This is a genomic window from Paenibacillus sp. ATY16, from assembly GCF_003399985.2.
Classification (GTDB): Bacteria; Bacillota; Bacilli; order Paenibacillales; family Paenibacillaceae; genus Pristimantibacillus; species Pristimantibacillus glycanilyticus.
The window spans coordinates 85939-104572 of record NZ_NMOK02000052.1 but is presented as its reverse complement, the minus strand read 5'-3'; the positions used below and the strand labels follow the sequence as shown (position 1 = coordinate 104572).

The following is an 18634-nucleotide window of genomic DNA, read 5'->3' as shown; positions in this document are numbered from 1 at the left end:
GTCTCTCAACCCTCTCTGATTTCATTTGGCCGGAACCGGATCTCGACGATTGTTCCTTTCCCCGGTTCGCTGCGAACGGTTAGCGAGCTTCTGTGACCATAGTAGAGCAGGATTCGTTCCCTGACGTTGACAAGTCCGTACCCGGTTTCCGTTGCCTGAATATCTTCCATTCCAACGCCGTCGTCCTCCACCGTAAAGACAGCCGTGCCATCCTCCATTCTGCCCGTCAGCCGGATCGTTCCTTCTCCAACCTTGGGCTCCAGGCCGTGGTAGATGGCGTTCTCGACAAGCGGCTGCAGGATCAGCTTCAGAATCTCGATGCTCATCAGTCCCTGCTCGACATCAACGATATAGTGGAACCGCGACTTATAGCGGAGATTCTGTATCGTCATGTAATGCTCGATATGCTGGAGCTCCTTGAACACCGGGATCGTTTCCTTCCCTTTGTTCAGGCTGATCTTGAAGCTCTCCGACAGAGCAACCGTCATCTTGGCGATATCCGCGTTGTTTTGCAAAATAGCCATCCAATAGATCGAATCCAGCGTGTTATAGAGAAAATGAGGCTTAATCTGCGCCTGCAGCGTCCTCAGCTCCGCTTCCCTCTCCTTTAGCTGCGAATGGATAAGCCTTTCGTTCAGCTGTTTGTTCTCGGATGAGATCTTGCGGAACGTCTCGCCAATCGCCCCGACCTCGTCTTCTTCGAAGGAAATAACCTGAACCGAGGCGCCTGAACCCTTGGACCAGTCCACCATCATTTTTTTCAGCTGCAGGAGCGGCCGCGTAATGCTTCCGGATACAAACATGGACAGAATAATCGCAATAAGCGCGATAAAGCCCGCAATAAGCATCGTTACCGTACCGATCCGGTTGGAATCCTGCAGCAGCACGTTGGTTTTGACAATATGAAGGAAGGTCCAATTGGTCGTTGCGTTGCGGTAGCCAACCGTCAAATAACCATGCTGATGCAGCTCGCGCAGGACGCTGTCCTCGCCAACCTCGCGGTCGATCAGATGTTCAATGGAAGCATTCTGGGCATAGACGCTGCGGGAAAACTTGCCGGTCGTATCCAGCACGATAAAATCCCCGTCGTCTCCCATCGCCTGCTCGAATATCGTCTTCTTCAGATTAATAATAAGCAATCCGATGACACGGAAGCTCGCCGGATCGCGAAGCAGCTTCACGCTGGAGAACGAGGTCCCGGCATTCCCCGAATTAATGGACTGAAGGACATTGTAGCTGAAAAATACTTCCCTGCCGTTCGCCGCTTCCGCGCGCTTGTACCAATCCGTCTGGCCAATCACCGAACGGCTTGTCTCATCGTCATAGATTCCCGCGTTTGCTTCAACGCTGCCGTAACATACGGAATGAAAGCCCCGATCAAACAAGCAGATAGAGTCGATGTGGCGGGTATCGATCAGATTGCGCACAACGAGATTTTGCAGGCGGTTGGCGGTCCGGATATCGAGCACGTGGCTTTCGTCCGCCGCGCTTGCCTTCAGCTCTTCGCGTAGCTGATCGTTGGCGAGAATAAGCCGGTGCATGTTAATGACGTTCCGGAACAGAAGATCCGCCACTTCGCTTGCCGCCTGCAGATTATGCTTGTTGTTGTCCAGATGGTTATGCACGATTGTATTTTTCGAAATATTAAAGGAAATATATCCTAGAATGATTAACGGCGGCACCGACAATAACACTACGGCCAGCAGAATTCGGGTGCGAAGTCTGCGGGGACGGTACTGCCTTAGAAGCGAGGATAAAGAAAAGGATCGCATCCGCTTTGGCTCCTTGGCCGCCGATCCGGCCCGATAAGATGTTTCCTTCATTGTAAACGAAATTTGGGACGTTTATCACGGCGCATTTTTTTAGGTGGGGTGTCAGGATTTTTTGGATTGTATTTATTGTGTGGGTTAATATGCAAACTGCGTGTTTGTATGTTCTTCCGATCGCCGTTGCTCTGGGATTCCTCTCAATTAGAGTTGTATAGTAGGAATCCCAGAGCAAAAGCGAACATTAGCATTTCTCCAGAACATACAAACACTTCGTTTGCCTTTAACCTGTCAAATAAAGAACAATAACCAAGAAAATCCTTGTGGAGGTGACCGCATAGCAAAAGAGGCTGTGCAGGTAAGCTCTGCACAGCCTCTTTTGGTTTTACCTATTCAAGGGATTGCTTAACGATACAGTGCATCGTTTAGGCTCCGAAAAACAGGCCCAGGGGCTGGTTTTTCACTGTTTTTGGTGTACTTAACGATGTGCATCATCGTTAAGGTGCCCAGGATGGGCAGCTCGCTTGGCTTAACGATGCGGCGCATCGTTAAGACTGTTGATAAGATGGAACTCTAGTTAGTTAGGGGTCGGAGACACTGCGTCGATGTAGAGGGAGTTTCGTGCTGGGAGCGGCTTCAAGCAAGATCGGTACGATCGGAACGGAACCGGCTTTACTAGCCTTCCAGGCTCTGAGCCAAATCGGAGATCAGATCCTCACGGTCCTCGATGCCAACCGAGATGCGGATCAAACCGTCGGTGATGCCAAGCAGCTCTCTCCTTTCCTTCGGGATGGACGCATGCGTCATCCGGGCCGGAACGGAGATGAGGCTTTCCACGGCGCCGAGGCTTTCAGCCAGCGTAAAGTACCGAACCTTACGCAGCACCTCCGCTACCTTCTCGGTGCTTCCCACGTCGAACGAGATCATCCCGCCGAAGCCAAGCGCCTGCCGCTTCGCCAGCTCATGCTGAGGATGGTCCGGCAACCCGGGATAATAGACCTTCCGGACAGCCGGATGCTCCGCAAGAAACGCCGCGATCTCGCGCGCATTGGCCTCATGCGCTTCCATGCGAAGACCTAGCGTCTTCATGCCGCGGATCAGCAGCCAGGAATCATGCGGACCAAGCACGCCGCCAACGGCATTCTGAATATAATGCAGCTCTTCGCCAAGCTTCTCGTCCGCCGTAACGACCAGCCCCGCAACAACGTCGCTATGTCCGCCCAAATATTTGGTCGCCGAATGGACCACGACATCCGCGCCTAACGCAAGCGGCGTCTGCCAATATGGCGTGCCAAACGTATTATCTACAATAAACAACAACCCGCGCGATTTCGTCCACGCGGATACCGCCGCGATATCCGTCAGCTTCAGCAGCGGATTGGTTGGCGTCTCGACAAGCAGAGCTTTTGTGTTTGGTCGTACTGCCTCGCCTAATGCATCCAGATCAGCCGTGTCCACAAAGGTGGCCTCAATGCCAAGGCGCGCGAGCACCCGGGTAACGATCCGGAACGTCCCGCCATACACATCGTCGGTCACAAGCAGATGGTCCCCGCTGCCCAGGCGTGACAACACCGTATGAATCGCCGCCATGCCGGAGCTGAACGCCAGTCCACGCGCTCCTCCCTCGAGCTCCTTTATGAGCTCCTCCAGGGCATGCCTTGTCGGATTGCCCGTGCGGGAATACTCGTAACCGCGGTGTACGCCAATATCATCCTGTTTATACGTACTCGTCTGGTAGATCGGTACGTTAACGGCGCCGGTATGCGGATCAACCGGCGTTCCTCCGTGAATCAGCTTTGTTAATCGCTTCAACGACAAGCCGCCTCCTCTATCCCCCGTAAATCTGCTTGCTCAGATAACGCTCGCTTCCGTCCGGGAATATCGTCACAATGCGGCTTCCCGATGGCGCAAGCTCCGCTTCCCGGAGCGCAGCTTCAAGCGCCGCGCCGGAAGAGCTGCCTACAAGCAGGCCTTCCAGTCTTGCCAGCTCCTTCACCCGGACAAACGCAATATCGTCGGTAATGGTGTGAATCGCATTGAAGTAGGAAGGGTCCATAAACGGAGCCAGCTTCTCCACGCCGATGCCTTCGGTCCGGTGCGGTCCGGATTTGCCGCCAGCCAATATCGAGCCCTCCGGCTCGACGATTGCCGTCTTTACGGACGGATTCTTCTCCTTCAAATACCGCGCCGTTCCCATAAACGTTCCGCCCGTTCCCGCTCCCGCCACAAAGACATCCACTCTCCCGTCCAGCTCCTGCCACAGCTCCGGACCAAGCGTGTCATAATAAGCCGAAGGGTTCGCAGGATTCGAAAATTGCGCCGGTGAATACGCTCCCGGAATAGACGACACCAGCTCCTCCGCTTTACGAATAGCACCGAGCATTCCGTCCTCGGTAGGCGTATTGACGACCTCCGCTCCAAGCGCGCGCATCAGCGTCTGTTTTTCGATGCTGAATTTTTCAGGTACGACAAATATGACTTTATAGTCCGTTCCAACCGCGGCAAGCGCCAGACCAATCCCCGTATTGCCTGCCGTTGGTTCGATAATGGTTCCTCCGGGCTGCAGCTCGCCCCGCTCAGCCGCATCGCGCAGCAGCGCCAGACCTAAGCGGTCCTTGACGCTCCCTCCGGGATTCATCAGCTCCAGCTTGGCAAATAACCGAACCCCTGCGGGTAACGGAAAACGAGTCAGTTCAACGATAGGCGTATTTCCGATCAGCTCACGGACATTGCGATAAATAGCCATGCAAGCATCTCTCCTCTGCTGTTCCCGTCTAGAGGTGCAATCGATTCAGGCCAGCTTGACGGCTTCCAGCATCCAGACATAACGGTTGAGCCGGGTGAAGCTGACCGTAAAACCGTGATTCGTAAACAGCTTATTCAAGACATCGAGAGAGGTATAATACTCCGTGCGCAAATCCTGATATAAATTTAGAAATCCCGCTTTAAGGGCAGATTGTTCAATTTCATTACGCTCTTCCGTGCTTGCAAAGGATGTATCCGCAAACACCACGCGCCCGCCTGGTTCAAGTAACCGGCTATACAGGGCAATTGCCTGGTCTTTCTCCGTATCCGTCAAATGGTGAAAAGCATAAGTGCTCACAATTGCGTCCATCCGCTCCGGCAGATCCGGAAACTCCAGAAAATCTCCGTCCAGAAGCCGGATCGGCAGCTCACGCTTCGACACCTCCCGGCGCATGCCTTCCGAGGGCTCAATACCGTACACCTTATCGCTCCGCTTGAGCAATTTCTCCGTCAAATTGCCCGTGCCTACCCCAAACTCTACTATCGTGCCGCTAACCCTCTCCGCTACCGCTTCAAGGATGCGGTCATATCCCGCAAATACTTCCCGATACTCCACATCTTCCCCGGCAACCGTCCGATCATAAGATTCCGACCATTCGTCAAACAGCGCTGTAAACTCTCTGCCCATCTGTACGCATGCCCCTCTCGTGCTGCCACAATGTGTTGCTTGCTATCAGCATATGTAGCCTGGCTCAACTTGTTCTCCTTTCTCCAACCTTATCAATCGGATTTATGCAAAAAAAGAAACAGCCTTGCTCAACGAATAAGCAAAGCTGTTTCTCCTGCCCCGTTACCGGTTATATCGGGGAGCAATCCGGTCAATCCGGTTCGTCCAGATGATACCCGAATATCCTTCGGGCAGTCGTTTCAAATCTTCCACCGTATCAAAACCGCTGGAAAATTCGCTGCCGTCGCCGCCAACGATCACGACGCGGTTATCCGCTTTAGCCATGCGATCCAAAAACTTGTCCGGCCATCCCCACAAGAAGGGGGCTATCTTCTCGGGAATATTCATCCCAATGAATTGATTGTGACTGACGGAGGCTGCTGGCGAAGCTTGAAACGGTTAGCCCTCCCCCTCTCGGCTGAACTTGTCGACACCTAAAGTGTAAACGCTTACTAAACTGCAGGTAAGCGCCTCTTTTTTTGGGATAAGTTCCTATTTTTTTGATAATGTCGTTAAAATAAAAAAGCTGACATCGGTTAAAAAAAAACCGACATCAGCTGATTGAGCCCTCCCCGATTACGTCCGGGCCTCCTGCAAGGCGCGTTTTCTATCGCTTAACGTCAATGCGAAGCATAGAAGGAGAACGACGCAAGCAAGCGTGTAAGGGTAATTAATATCCACATCGAACAGGAATCCGGCGATGATGGGTCCGGCAATATTGCCAAGGCTCGTAAAGGCCGAATTCAAGCCCGCCACATAGCCCTGCTGGTCCTTCGCCACCATCGACATTTGCGTACTGATCGCCGGGCGCAATATATCGATCGCGAGGAAGATAATAAACGTCACCGCAAACACCATCCAGAACTTGTGAACAAAGAGCGTCAGTACGATAAACAATCCGGCAAACAAAAGACATATGGAGATGACCCGCCGCTCGCCAAACGTCCTCAGAATCCAACTGAAAATCGTGACTTGAACGACCGCGCCGGCAATGGAACCAAACGTAATAATAAAGGCGATATCCTTCGGCTCATAGCCGAATTTATGGTCGACGAACAATCCGAATACCGTCTCGAAATTCGCAAGTCCAAACGACATGACAAAAACGATAATCAAGGCCAGGAAATACGGCTCGCGATACGAATAACGGAGCTGCGTGAGAAAGCCGTGTTGTTTCTTCACGGATACCGAGGTTTCCGTTGCCTCTTCCTGTACGGGCTTCGACTCCGGAAGAATGATCAGGTTGATCACGGCTGCAAGGACGCCCGCTGCGCCGGCAGCGTAAAACGGCGCCCGTATGCCGAACTCGGCAATGTAACCTCCAATGCCGGGACCGATAATAAAGCCGGTCGTAATGGCCGCATTAATAAAGCCCATGCCCGAAGCCCGCTCTTCCTTCGTCGTAATATCCGCCGCGTAAGCCATAACGGCCGGCATAATCATAGCGGCGCTAATCCCGCCAAGCAGCCTGGATACGAATAATAGGACCGAGGATTCCGCGAACCCAAACATAGCCTCGGAGACGGCGAACACAAGCATGCCGATAACGATCATCCTTTTCCTGCCGAATTTGTCGGACAACCGTCCGGCAAGCGGCGAGAATAGGAGCTGCGTCAGCGAGAACGCCGCCACAAGCAGGCCAACGATACCTCCCGTAATGCCAAGCGTCTCCATAAATTTCGGCATAATCGGGATAACAAGCCCGATCCCCGTGAACACTAGCAATAAATTAAACATCAGGATAAGCAGCGCACCCCGATTTTTAAGCAATAAAGTCATTGTATGATTCCCCCGATTTCCAAGCTGTTCGAATACTGAATATTCATTCTAGATTATTGCAGAAAAAAAGGCCTAGCGGGCCGGTGCGGCAATGCCGTGCAAAAACACGTCCATAGCCAGCCGGTAGGCCGCCAGAGCTTCCTCTCGTTCCATTGTTCGCGTGTGCTGATTCAGGCCGTACATCAGACTGTCCAAAATAATCGCAAGTCCGGTCACATTCGAGGATTGGAATTCGCCGCTGTCGATTCCCCGTTGCAGCAAATCCCGGTTAAAGTCAATATAACCTTTTACCATCTCGTTAATGCGCTCTTCGACTTCCGGATTTTTCTCCGCATTGTTGAAGAACTCGTCAACGGCTTTGGTAAGCGGATGATTCTGCTGATCATGCGCCAGATGCTCGGCCATGCCGTACAGCTTATCGATGGTAGTCTTGTACTGCGGCTCCTTCGCCAGCCAAGTCTCTTCCCATTCCGTGTTCCAATCCTCGATCAGATGCAGGAACAGCCCTTCCTTGCTTTTGAAATGATAATAGATATTGCCGGCGCTGCAGCCTGTCGCTTTGACGATATCCTCGATAGAGGTCGCCTTATAGCCCTTTTGCACGAACAAAGCCCGCGCCGCATCCGCTATCTTCCTCTTTGTCTGCTCGGTTTGCTGCTGCTTCTTGTTCACACCCGACTCACCTCGCTTGAACTCCCGAATTCGATACTGAACGTTTATTCGATATTGTAATGGATAAACGCAAAGTTTGCAATCTCGGCGAAGTCTGCCAAATTACATATTCCGGCAACCGCATGGAAATAATTAGTGCAAAGAATTCGGGAGGACTCCGTATGCAGGGAAACCAACAAACCGTAAGCTCCAGACAGCTAATAGCCCTTATGATTTTATTCGAATTCGGAACCGCGATTGTTGTCCATATCGGACTTGCTTCCAACCATGCGACATGGTTATCCGTTCTTCTGGCGATTCCGGGCGCTCTTCTGCTCTACTCGGTCTACCTTTATCTCCATCAGCAATATCCCGAACTTATCGTCAGCGCTTATATCCGAAAGATCGTTGGTCCCATTCTTGCCTGGCCGATCAGCCTTTTTATTCTTGCCTATTTTATTTATAATGCCTCCCGCAATCTTCGGGAAGCCGGCGACCTGTTAATTGCCTCCGCGTACGACGAGACTCCTTTGTTTATCATTAATGCAACTATGGTCCTTGTCATGATTTATGTGCTTGGCAAAGGAATCGAGGTCATTTGCCGCCTGGCCCAGGTCTACGTGTATGTGATCATTATCCTTGGAATTTTCGGTCTCCTGGCCGTCTTCTTCTCAGGGGAAGTCGAGCTTTCCAACATCTTTCCGATTAACGGGGGGAGCTGGCAAAATGTCGTTAAAACGGCTTATCCCTCCATTTTATTATTCCCGTTTGGCGAATTATTCGCCTTTTCAACCGTCCTGCCCCACCTTAAGGATAAAAAAAAGGCCGGCAAAACAGGAATGGTCGCGATATTGTTCAGCGGGTTCGTATTGTCTCTGACGCAGGCCGTACAGCTCCTCGTTCTTGGAGACAGCATTTATATCCGCTCTACTTTTTCTCTCTTAACCATGATTTCGGTAGTCAATATCGCGAATTTTTTGCAGAGGCTGGATGCGATTGTCATGCTGACGCTCATTATATGCGTATTTTTCAAAATGAGCTTGTACAGCTATGCCATCATGGCCATCTGGGGCGATCTGTTCCGGATTCATACGCTCGCCAAGCTGGCTGCTCCCGTCGGGATTGTGGTGTTGTTTATGTCTATCTTCTCGGCCTGGAGCTTTCCCGAGCACGTAAGCGAAGGGCAAACCTCGTCCATGCTGATGCTTTTTATCGTCACGGTTGCCCTGCCTTTGCTTCTTCTTCTCGTGCATCTCGCCAAAAAAACATTCCGACAGCTCAGGGAGGCAGGCCATAATGACTAATCCCGTAAATACAGATCTGGAATCGAATTTAAAAAGGATTAAATCGGCTTTAGGTCCAAGCTCCGATCTGGTATTCAAAAGATTTCAGCTGGAGAATCCGGAAATAAAGGCAGCCGCCGTCTACATGGAAGGGCTGATCGATAAACAGCTTGTTCATGATTTGTTTTTCGATTCCGTAGCCTCCCTTACCTTGGACTTGAACCGGCGCAGCGGATCTCTTCTCCAGCAGATGAAGCATCTGGATCTGTCCGTTAATAACGTTCAGTCTGTGCTATCGATGGACGATCTGATCTTGGCTATTTTATCCGGCGATACCGTTTTGATCGTGGACCGATTCAGCGAAGCTCTCAGCTATGAAACGCGCGGGGGAGAAGTACGGGCGGTTACGGAGCCCTCTTCCCAAATCGTCATTCGCGGGCCAAAGGAAGGGTTTAACGAATGCATCGGTACCAACGTCGCGCTCGTACGCAGACGAATCCGGAATCCGAATCTTTGGCTGGAAAGCATGAAGATTGGTTCCGTTACGAAGACGGATGTCGCGGTGATGTATTTGAACGGCATCGCAAAGCAGGAGGTCGTTGACGAGGTCAGGCAGCGCCTGCGGAAGATCAACTACGATTCCATTCTGGAATCCGGCTACATTGAAAATTTGATCGAGGAAAAGAGCTTTACGCCTTTTCCCACCATGTTTAATACGGAAAGGCCGGATACGATAGCGGCGCATCTTCTCGAAGGGCGGGTTGCCATATTCGTAGACGGCACCCCTTTTGTGCTTGTGGCTCCAACGACGTTCTTTATGTTTTTTCAATCGGCGGAGGATTACTACCACCGTGCGGACGTATCCTCCGCAATCCGGTTCCTGCGGTATGTTTCTTTATTTATTTCGATGTTTGGCCCCTCCATCTATATTGCGGCGATTACCTTCCACCAGGAGATGATACCGACACCGTTGCTGCTGTCGCTCGCTTCGCAGCGCGAAAGCGTTCCGTTTCCCGCCTTGGTCGAAGCTCTCATTATGGAGATCTCGTTCGAGATTCTAAGGGAAGCCGGAATCAGGATGCCTCGGGCGATTGGGCAAGCTGTTTCGATCGTAGGCGCATTAGTACTAGGACAAGCAGCCGTGCAGGCCGGAATCGTATCCTCCGCGATGGTTATCGTTGTTGCCCTTACGGGTATATCAAGCTTTACGACGCCTGCCTTTAACGCTGCCTTGTCTATCCGGCTATTGAGGTTTGCGGTGATGTTTTTTTCCGCTTTCCTCGGCTTTTTCGGCATCGCGATGTTCACCATCCTGCTAACCGCTCATATGTGCGGACTACGGTCTTTCGGTGAGCCGTACTTGTCGCCGCTTGCCCCGATGAGGAAAGAAGAGTTGAAGGATACTTTCTTCCGCAGGTCGTTTAAAAGGATGAGCCCCTCCGTCCAGCCCGCGTCAAACCGCAGGTCAAAGTAAACTAACCGAGTTTCAGCAAAACTGTCGAGGAGGACCGGGCTTGTGAAACGAATCATTATGTTGCTCCTGATCATTTCAATATGCCTGCCGATCGCGGGATGCTGGAACAGCAGAGAGCTTACGGACATGTCCATCGTGGTTGGAATGGGCGTCGATGCGGTGCCGAACTCGGATCAATACTCCGTATCCTTTCAAATCGTGAATGCCGGGGCTTTATCTACGCAAGGAGTATCTCAGGCCGGCACGGGGGCTCTTCCCGTCGTGACCTACAGCAGTCAGGATAAATCCTTGTTCGGGGCGCTTCGCAAAGCATCCCGGAAGGTTCCGAGACGGCTCTTTTTCGGCCATATCCAGCTTGTCGTCATCGGAGAAGCGGCTGCAAGGAAAGGAATCGAGGATATGTTCGACTTCTTCGAAAGATCCCATGAGGTCCGCCTCAGCTCGGTTGTTCTTATCGCCAGGGGCATAACGGCTCAAAAAGTTATGAGTATTATTACGCCTCTCGAAAAGACCCCTTCGATTGGGATCTCGCGAAGATCCCGCATTACTTCCGAGGTCTGGGCGGAGAACGCCGCCACAAATGCGAAAGAGATCATCAACGATCTTGTTGGTCCGGGTGAACCGATTATCGGGGGCATCCAAATGATTGGAGACAGAGCGGAGGCCACTACGGATAAAAATTCGAAAGACGTTAATCCACCCGCTTATATTCTGGTCAACGGCATAGCACTGATGAAAAAAGGGAAGTTAACAGGCTGGCTCGATAATCAGCCTGCCAGAGGCGTGATGTGGACTCGCAATAAAATGAAGGGCACCGCCATGAATCTCCTTTGCGGGGATACGAAGGACAATGACGTCGTGATTGTCGTTCGCTCGAAAACGAAGGTAAAGCCCAGCATAAATAACGGCAAGCCGAAATTTCTGATTCACGTCAAAGAAGAAGGCATTCTGGGAGAAACCAGCTGCTCCTCCGATTTGGACAGCCGGAAATCGATGCTGCAAATTCAAGACAAGTGGACGGCTCAAACGAAAGAAGAAATCTCGGCTGCCATTAAAGCTGCACAGAAAGCGGAATCGGATGTGGTTGGTTTCGGCTCGACTATCGAGAGAACCCATCCTGAGGAGTGGAAAAAACTCAGCAAGGATTGGCCGAAAATTTTCGCGCAAAGCGAATACGAGGTTCAGGTAGAGGCTTATATCCGGAGGGCCGGCATGAGAGGAACATCGTTCAAGAAGCAGATGAAGGAAGAAGAAGGTTAAGACGGTTATCCCCTTCTTCTCCTCCATCCGATCGTAATAAACGGCAATATAGCCGCTGCCGGAATGAGTATGTATTCGATTGGCGTCAGAATGCTAAAGGTATGCCGGATGATGTTCAAAGCTTCGGATAGCGGCATTCCGGATAATAAGTCTGCCAATATGATGATAGAAAATCCAATTACAATCAACAGAACATACGACAAAGCATGTTTCATATACATCGGTTTGCCTCCTTTCGTTTAACTATAACTGTTTCCCAATTGACCAAAATAATATGTATGAAGGTGAAACGGATCTATGCGGGGAATGGAAAAAAGCTTGGCATGGACGGCTCCATGCCAAGCTTTTTTCCGCCTTATTGTCCGGGCGTGCCCCAGACTGCCGCCAAGGCCTCGTATTCGGCTCCGGTCAGGTTCAGGAACGATCCATGCCTCTTCTTCGAGGCCCCCAGGTTATACTCTTCCGGACTCAGAATACGGAACTGTCCGCTGGACAAGTCTTCCGTAATAAGCGGCAGATACCCCTTGCCGGCGGCATACTGATCGACCATTAGACACCATTCGTTTCGGTCGTTGAACTTGAATACTTCGGGCCCTTCTACTCCAAACAGCTCGTCCAATACAGGCGAATGCAATTCCCGGAACGAGGAAGCGGATAAGGAATCGCTGCTCTCGACCGTTATGCATTTGGTTGTCTCGTCCTTCGAATAACGGTAATACGCGCTGCCTTCCCGGATAATCGTCGTATCGATCACGTGATTGCCGCGTTCGATATATTTTTCCGGCTTCGTGAAGGATACAAAGTCTATCGTCCGGGAGCTGTAAATAATCTGCTTAGGCTCCTGGTCTCCTTCCTTGGTCATCGAAGCCCAGAAAATCAGATGCTCTCCCGCTTCCTCGTCGAAGATCGTTTCCGGCGCCCAGACGCAGCCTGCATCCGGAAGATCCATCTCCACGCTTCTCTCCTTCGACCAATTCACAAGATCCGCGGATTCCCACACGATAATCGACCGGCTGCCGCGATGCTGCGCCGTATCCCAGCCTTTATCATTCGCAATGCGGAGATCCGTCGCAATGATATAAAACTTGTTATCAAGCGGAGAACGGATAATAAACGGGTCTCGCACACCCTTCTCGCCGATGCTCGATTGCAATACCGGCTGGCTGTCATTCAGATCATTCCAATGGAGCCCGTCCCGGCTGACCGAAAAATAAACCTGCTCGCCATTCTCATGCTCACCGGTAAAATGCACAAACAGATAAGCCTCGTAAAGCTGATTTTTTCCTTGTTCTACTGACATGAGCTAGTCCCCCTCGAAAAATTGCTGCGTATCATGCTCTTGCTCCAATTATCCGGTACTACGGGCGGCTTGATAAGCCCTTATCATGCTATGAACTGACCTATTGTGCTTTATTTCGGATTGCCATAACGATCAGGATTTTTCTCTTCCGCAAACTGTTTATTAACTTTTTAAACAGAAAAATAAAATACACTTAAATTATCAAACCTATATAAGAAAAAAACTTTATATTGTTAATCCCATATTCTTCTGCTATACTCAGTCTCACTAACATGTTAGGAAAACTTACACAAAAGAAAACAAAAGGGAGAAATGAGTATGAGAAATCGATTTTCATGGAAGGTTTGCATAGCTTTATCTGCTTTGATGGTGTTTAGCTTGCCTCTTTATGTTGCAAATGCTGACGCGAAGCCCAAGACGCATTACCTTGCCGCAAATTCAGAGAATGTACGCTGGGGCAATATCGGGAAAGGGGATCCGGTCCTTACCGTGAATTCCGGGGATATCGTAACGGTCGAGGCTATTACCCATCATTCCGGCGATGATTACGAGAGAATGATTGAAGGCGATGCGGGCGTAGAGGATATTTTCCACTGGGATCATGTCGAGAAGAACGAAGCGCTGCGCGGACCCGGCGTACATATTATGACCGGACCAATCGCGGTTGAAGGAGCGGAACCGGGCGACGTGCTGGAAGTGAAAATACTGGATATGAAGCTACGGCCGAACGGGAACGAGAAATACGCAGGCAAAACCTTTGGCGTCAACGCTGCCGCCAACTGGGGCTACTTGTACGGAGATATGGCGGAAGAACCAAAAAAACGGGAAGTGGTCACGATCTACGAGATGAGTTCGGACGGCGTTACCGATTACGCTACGGCGCTGTACAGCTTCAAGTGGACGCCGCAGACCGATCCCGACGGCAAGGCGCATCCAACGATCGATTATCCGGGCGTTATTGTCGATCACGATACCGTCGAAGAGAACTTCAACGTACTGGAAGGCGTCAAGGTTCCGGTCAGGCTCCATTTCGGCACGATGGGCGTTGCTCCAAAGGAAGCGGACGTTGTTGACTCCGTCCCTCCGTCCTACTTCGGCGGCAATGTCGACGACTGGCGCGTAACGGAAGGCGCTACGATGTATTACCCGGTATCCGTACCCGGCGCGCTGCTGCAGGTTGGCGATCCGCATGCCGGCCAAGGGGATGCGGAAATTAACGGAACGGCCATCGAGACATCCGTGACCGGCGACATTCAAGTAATTTTGCACAAGAAAGCGGATTTGAACAAGAAGCTGAACAATCTCAGCTACCCGCTCCTTGAGAACGAGAATGAATGGGTCGTACACGGCTTCAGCTACGCAAACTACCTGGCAGAGCTTGGAGCAAATGCCCAGAAGGATATCTACAACAATTCCTCGATCGACAAAGCCATGAAGGACGCCGCGTTTAAAACAAAGGATTTTCTGATGGAAGGAATGGATCTGACGGAGGATGAAGCCTACTCCCTAATGTCAGTCTCCACCGACTTTGGGATTACACAGGTCGTTGACGGCAACTGGGGCGTTCACGCCGTCATTACGAAAGGCCAGTTCGGCGAAGCGGAGCAGAAGACTGTAGGACTGCGAAGCGCCTTTGAAAGCTTTGGCGCCAAGGTACGCTGGAATACGCCAACGCAAACCGTAACGATCAGCTATAACGGCAACACACTTGCCATGACGATCGGCCAGACAACCGCAACCTATAACGGGGAAAAGATTAAGCTGACCGCTCCCGTGCAGCTGTCAGGCGGAACAGCGGTCATCAGCGATTATTCCGCAAGCTTCTATCAATCCAAGCTGTCCAAAACCAATTAAGCCATCATCCTATTCTACTCAGCAAAAAAGAAACGCCGGGCTGCCACCCGGCGTTTCTTCCTGTCACGGCAGCTTAAATATTAAGGCCGTCCTGATTCTTATGGCGCTTGAGCAGAATCTGATTCTCAACGCGCAGTATCCCTTTTAACGAATAGATCGACTCGTGCATGAACCGGTCCACCTCGTCCATATCTTCCACCAGATAATGAACGTGAAGCAGGCAGGGACCGGTCATCTCGTAAAGAACAACAACGCGTTCGTTGGCCTTGAGCGATTCCAGAATCTCGTCCAGATGGACGGGCTCGACCTCAAGCTCCAGGTAAGCGGATATCTTTTTGCCCAATCTTTCCGCGTTGATGACAATCGAGAACTGCTCGATAATGCCCTGATTCACAAGCCTGTCGATCCGCTCCTTCACCGCCACCCCCGACAAGCCTACCTCCTTGGCTAGATCGGTATATGAAATCCGGCTGTTCTGCGACAGCCTCTGCAAAATAAGATTATCGATGGAATCCAGCATGCCTTCACCTCTTTGAGGTTATTGTAACAGATCGAACTTACCTATCTCCAGAGAGGAGTATAGAAAAAGACGCTGCCCCCGGGACAGCGCCTTCCATTGTTTATACGCCAGCCTCTTGCGGCTGCCAGTTGCGGACTCCGTTATCTTCGATAATGCCTATCGTAACGTCTGCGATCGCCGGATCAAGCAAAAGTGTGTCTCTCACCTTGAACTTGATATCGTCGGCTTCCGCAAGCGTCATCCCCGGCTTCAGCTCGATTAGACCTTCAACGTGGTAATAGCGGCCTTCCTGCAAAATTCGCATCGAATAAATATCGGTTACTTCCCCATGGGAGAAAATCAACTGCGCAACCTTCTCTTCGACTTCGCGCGGCGCAGCCACGCCAATCAGGCCAACCATGTTATCGTAGCCTACGCGGAACGCTACCGCCACCATAAGAAGCCCGATCAATATAGTCGACACGCCATCCAGCAGCGCAAAGCTGGTAAGCGAGGTGACAACGACGGCAATCAGCGCAAGAAACGCGCCTGTTGTAGCAACCAAATCTTCATAAAATACGAGACGCGTCGGAGGAGCGGCCCGTCCGACGTTTTTGAACGCTGCCGCAACAATCGCAAGACCCTTCGCCTCGGAACGCGATTCGTGAAGAATCTCTTTCATCGCTTTATGTAAAACAAAGCCGTCAACGCCAATGGAAATAAGCAGGATAATAAAGTTTATCCAGAAGCCATGGGATTCCGACGGATGAGCCAACAAATGAACGCCTTCCAAGATGGTTTCGTAGGCCATAACGGTAACCACGATAACGGCAATCATGCAAAACAGGTTAATAACCCGGCCGAATCCGGTCGGAAATCTTGGCGTCGGCTTTTTCTCGGCAAGCACGCTGCCCGCAAATACAAAGCCCTGGTTCACCGCATCCGCTATGGAGTGCATGGTGGAGGCAAACATCGCGCCGCTTCCCGTCATCACCGCAGCTACGCCTTTTACGATAGCCACTGCCGTATTCCCGACTGCCGCCGTTGCCGAAGACGTATTCCCTTTTTTCAATAAACTCCAAAAACTGTCCTTATGCCTGTCCGATTCCACTTTACAAAGTTCCCTCCATTATGTGCTTATCTTCCTAGTATAGGTAAAATTACTTTACTACAATACGATCTTGTAAAAAAGTGGTTTCATCGTATTCGCTAAAAAAAATGCCCGGCATGATCAATCTCATGCCAAGCACTTTTAATTCTACCGGAAAGGCAAAGCCTTCTTCTCCTCGCTGCTTTGAATGGCCAGCTCAATAATCTTAATCGTGTTCCTGGCATCTTCCGCCGCAACGGGTACTGGTTTATTCGCCGTAATCGCCTGAACCATTCCCTCGTAAAAGCGTTCATAGCTTCCCTGCAGCGTCTTCACCTTACCGGTCTCCGTCTTGCCGTCAACCGTTACCGTCAGCTCGCCGTACCGCTCTTCCCGATCCGTGCCCCACTCCGGCTGACCCGGCAAGCCGCCCTTGCGCAGCATGTCCTCCTGCGAATCCAGGCCGTATTTGATAAAGCTGCCCTTGCTGCCATGCACCTGGAACTTGGGACCATGCTGCAACACAAGCGAGCCGCTGTGCAAGATAACTCTTTTCGTGCCATAGCTCAGGATCAGGTGGAAGTAATCCGTCACCTCGGAGCCTGCCCTTTGCGCCATAAGATCGGCATATACGGTATCCGGCTTCCCGAACAGATGCAGCGCCTGGTCGATCAAATGCGCGCCTAAGTCATACAGCATGCCGGAGCCCGGACCCGCCGTTTCTCTCCATCTATTGGACACTTCCGGACGGTAACGGTCATAATGCGCTTCGTAGGATGCGATCTCTCCCAGCTCGCCAGCCTCGATTAGGCCCTTGACGGTAAGAAAGTCGTTATCCCATCTCCGGTTCTGATAGACGCTAAGCAGCTTGTCTTGCTGCCGTGCCGTCTCGATCAAATCATCGGCTTCTTCCGACGAAATAACAAACGGCTTCTCCACAACAACATGCTTGCCCGCAAGCAAAGCTTGCTTCGCAAAGGGATAATGCGTCTGGTTAGGCGATGTAATCACAACCAGATCGATGCTTTCGTCGGCGAGAAGCTCCGCAAGCGAGGCGATAACCTCCGTGTCCGGCAAGTATTGTCCTACCTTTTCGGGATTGCTGGACACGACCTTTGCGATTTCCATTCCTTCAACCGATTGTATAAGTGGAGCGTGGAAAACTTGCCCCGATAATCCGAAGCCAACCAATCCAACCTTAACCTTACTCATGCTCTGCACTCCCTCTCCGTTCTCTGTCCTGTCTCAACCAGTATAAAAGATGACATGCGGCAATTCAATGCCAAATTAATTATTTTACTTATAAATATAATTATTAAAATTATATAAACGGATTTCAAGCAAGTGAAACATGCACATTCTCCGTATTTTGCTTGTCATTAAAAAGTACCGTTGCTTATAATGGAAGAAGAATGGACAAATAAGGTGGGCAAAAGATGACGCAAGAGGAACGGATTAACTCAATCGTTGATTATATGAAGCTAAACCGGAAAATTAGCATGGAGGATATCTGTACCTTATACGAAGTATCCTACGATACCGCAAGGCGCGATCTGGTCAAGATGGAAGCCGATGGCCTGATTGTCCGCGTCAGGGGCGGAGCGATTCTCTCGACCATGACCAAATCGGTGAGCAGCTATAAAGACAGATTAACCGAAGCAGGAAGCAAGCGTAGCATCGCGATGACGGCCGCCTCCCTTATCCGGGACGGAGAGCATGTCATGCTGGATACCGGAACCACAACGCAATATGTCGCCGAGTTTATGTCCACAACGGAAAATGTGGTTGTCACGAACTCGATCGACGTTGCCGGCGTGCTCTGCGACAAGCCGCAAATCGCCATCCTTTTGCTTGGCGGCATGCTTAATTCCTGGCACCGGTACGCCTTTGGGCCGCGTACGGTCGAGATGTTGAACGACATCCGGGTAGACAAGCTTTTTCTCGGCACATGCGGCCTTACGGCCGAAGGGTTGTTCACCCCAACGGAGGAAGAAGCGTACCTCAAGCGGGAAATGATCAAACGGGCGAATCAGGTTATCATGCTGGCCGATTCCGCCAAATTCGATAAAAGCCTGTATCACCGCGTATGCTCGTTTGACGCTATCGATCTGCTTATTACGGACGTTAATCCGCCCGCCCCTTTCGATAAGCTGCTGCAAGACCACAATATAGAAGTGATTATCGCTTCCCCATTGCAAAAATGAAC

At 51.1% G+C, this 18634-nt stretch carries 16 protein-coding genes and 1 pseudogene; 5 read left to right on the top strand and 12 right to left on the bottom strand.

From position 1 onward, the window contains the following. Positions 1–5 precede the first annotated feature (5 nt). The 7 genes and pseudogenes from CFI03_RS26290 to CFI03_RS26260 all read right to left on the bottom strand — a co-directional run bounded on the left by CFI03_RS26290 (position 6) and on the right by CFI03_RS26260 (position 7689). Complete coding sequence (locus CFI03_RS26290; RefSeq protein WP_248761113.1) at positions 6–1772, bottom strand: sensor histidine kinase; 1767 nt, start codon at positions 1770–1772, stop codon at positions 6–8. Positions 1773–2441: 669 nt separating this feature from the next. Beyond that, positions 2442–3578 (bottom strand): bifunctional cystathionine gamma-lyase/homocysteine desulfhydrase, encoded by a 1137-nt coding sequence (locus tag CFI03_RS26285; RefSeq protein ID WP_248761111.1) that lies wholly within the window; start codon positions 3576–3578, stop codon positions 2442–2444. A gap of 16 nt (positions 3579–3594) precedes the next feature. Further along, complete coding sequence (locus CFI03_RS26280; RefSeq protein ID WP_248761101.1) at positions 3595–4512, bottom strand: PLP-dependent cysteine synthase family protein; 918 nt, start codon at positions 4510–4512, stop codon at positions 3595–3597. A 45-nt stretch (positions 4513–4557) separates the two neighbouring features. Then, positions 4558–5199, bottom strand: coding sequence for a class I SAM-dependent DNA methyltransferase (locus CFI03_RS26275; protein ID WP_248761098.1), 642 nt, complete (start codon positions 5197–5199; stop codon positions 4558–4560). A 162-nt stretch (positions 5200–5361) separates the two neighbouring features. Further along, a pseudogene (locus CFI03_RS26270) lies at positions 5362–5583 on the bottom strand (glycerophosphodiester phosphodiesterase family protein); the annotation flags it as partial. A 231-nt stretch (positions 5584–5814) separates the two neighbouring features. After that, a complete protein-coding gene (locus tag CFI03_RS26265; protein ID WP_248761096.1) occupies positions 5815–7017 on the bottom strand; it encodes an MFS transporter in 1203 nt (400 codons plus the stop codon). A gap of 72 nt (positions 7018–7089) precedes the next feature. After that, the gene (locus tag CFI03_RS26260; protein ID WP_248761094.1) at positions 7090–7689 is read right to left on the bottom strand and encodes a TetR/AcrR family transcriptional regulator; all 600 of its coding nucleotides are present in this window, start codon (positions 7687–7689) and stop codon (positions 7090–7092) included. A 161-nt stretch (positions 7690–7850) separates the two neighbouring features. Here CFI03_RS26260 and CFI03_RS26255 point away from each other — a divergent pair, with 161 nt between their 5' ends. Genes CFI03_RS26255 through CFI03_RS26245 form a run of 3 tightly spaced genes read left to right on the top strand, consistent with a single transcriptional unit; the run spans position 7851 to position 11685 of the window. Continuing rightward, positions 7851–8972 carry a GerAB/ArcD/ProY family transporter gene (locus tag CFI03_RS26255; protein WP_248761092.1) on the top strand — a complete coding sequence of 374 codons (1122 nt, stop codon included), beginning with the start codon at positions 7851–7853 and terminating at the stop codon, positions 8970–8972. After that, complete coding sequence (locus tag CFI03_RS26250) at positions 8965–10425, top strand: spore germination protein (RefSeq protein ID WP_283094700.1); 1461 nt, start codon at positions 8965–8967, stop codon at positions 10423–10425. Before CFI03_RS26255 ends, CFI03_RS26250 begins: the two co-directional genes overlap by 8 nt. A gap of 42 nt (positions 10426–10467) precedes the next feature. Further along, entirely contained in the window at positions 10468–11685 is a 1218-nt protein-coding gene (locus CFI03_RS26245) for a Ger(x)C family spore germination protein (protein WP_248761090.1), read from the top strand. Positions 11686–11690: 5 nt separating this feature from the next. Here the strand turns inward: CFI03_RS26245 and CFI03_RS26240 are convergent, their stop codons facing one another. Beyond that, positions 11691–11906 carry a YczF family membrane protein gene (locus CFI03_RS26240; protein ID WP_248761088.1) on the bottom strand — a complete coding sequence of 72 codons (216 nt, stop codon included), beginning with the start codon at positions 11904–11906 and terminating at the stop codon, positions 11691–11693. A 134-nt stretch (positions 11907–12040) separates the two neighbouring features. After that, positions 12041–12985 (bottom strand): glycoside hydrolase family 43 protein, encoded by a 945-nt coding sequence (locus CFI03_RS26235; RefSeq protein WP_248761085.1) that lies wholly within the window; start codon positions 12983–12985, stop codon positions 12041–12043. A gap of 318 nt (positions 12986–13303) precedes the next feature. On the opposite strand from CFI03_RS26235, the gene CFI03_RS26230 reads away from it, so the two are divergent. Beyond that, positions 13304–14839 (top strand): acetamidase/formamidase family protein, encoded by a 1536-nt coding sequence (locus tag CFI03_RS26230; RefSeq protein WP_248761083.1) that lies wholly within the window; start codon positions 13304–13306, stop codon positions 14837–14839. 73 nt (positions 14840–14912) lie between these two features. Here the strand turns inward: CFI03_RS26230 and CFI03_RS26225 are convergent, their stop codons facing one another. The 3 genes from CFI03_RS26225 to CFI03_RS26215 form a co-directional block, all read right to left on the bottom strand. Continuing rightward, complete coding sequence (locus tag CFI03_RS26225; RefSeq protein WP_248761081.1) at positions 14913–15359, bottom strand: Lrp/AsnC family transcriptional regulator; 447 nt, start codon at positions 15357–15359, stop codon at positions 14913–14915. 100 nt (positions 15360–15459) lie between these two features. Further along, entirely contained in the window at positions 15460–16449 is a 990-nt protein-coding gene (locus tag CFI03_RS26220; RefSeq protein ID WP_248761079.1) for a cation diffusion facilitator family transporter, read from the bottom strand. Between the two features lie 147 nt (positions 16450–16596). Continuing rightward, a complete protein-coding gene (locus tag CFI03_RS26215; protein ID WP_248761077.1) occupies positions 16597–17640 on the bottom strand; it encodes an oxidoreductase in 1044 nt (347 codons plus the stop codon). Between the two features lie 224 nt (positions 17641–17864). Between CFI03_RS26215 and CFI03_RS26210 the strand changes: the two genes are divergently transcribed. Then, a complete protein-coding gene (locus tag CFI03_RS26210; RefSeq protein ID WP_248761074.1) occupies positions 17865–18632 on the top strand; it encodes a DeoR/GlpR family DNA-binding transcription regulator in 768 nt (255 codons plus the stop codon). Positions 18633–18634: the final 2 nt, after the last annotated feature.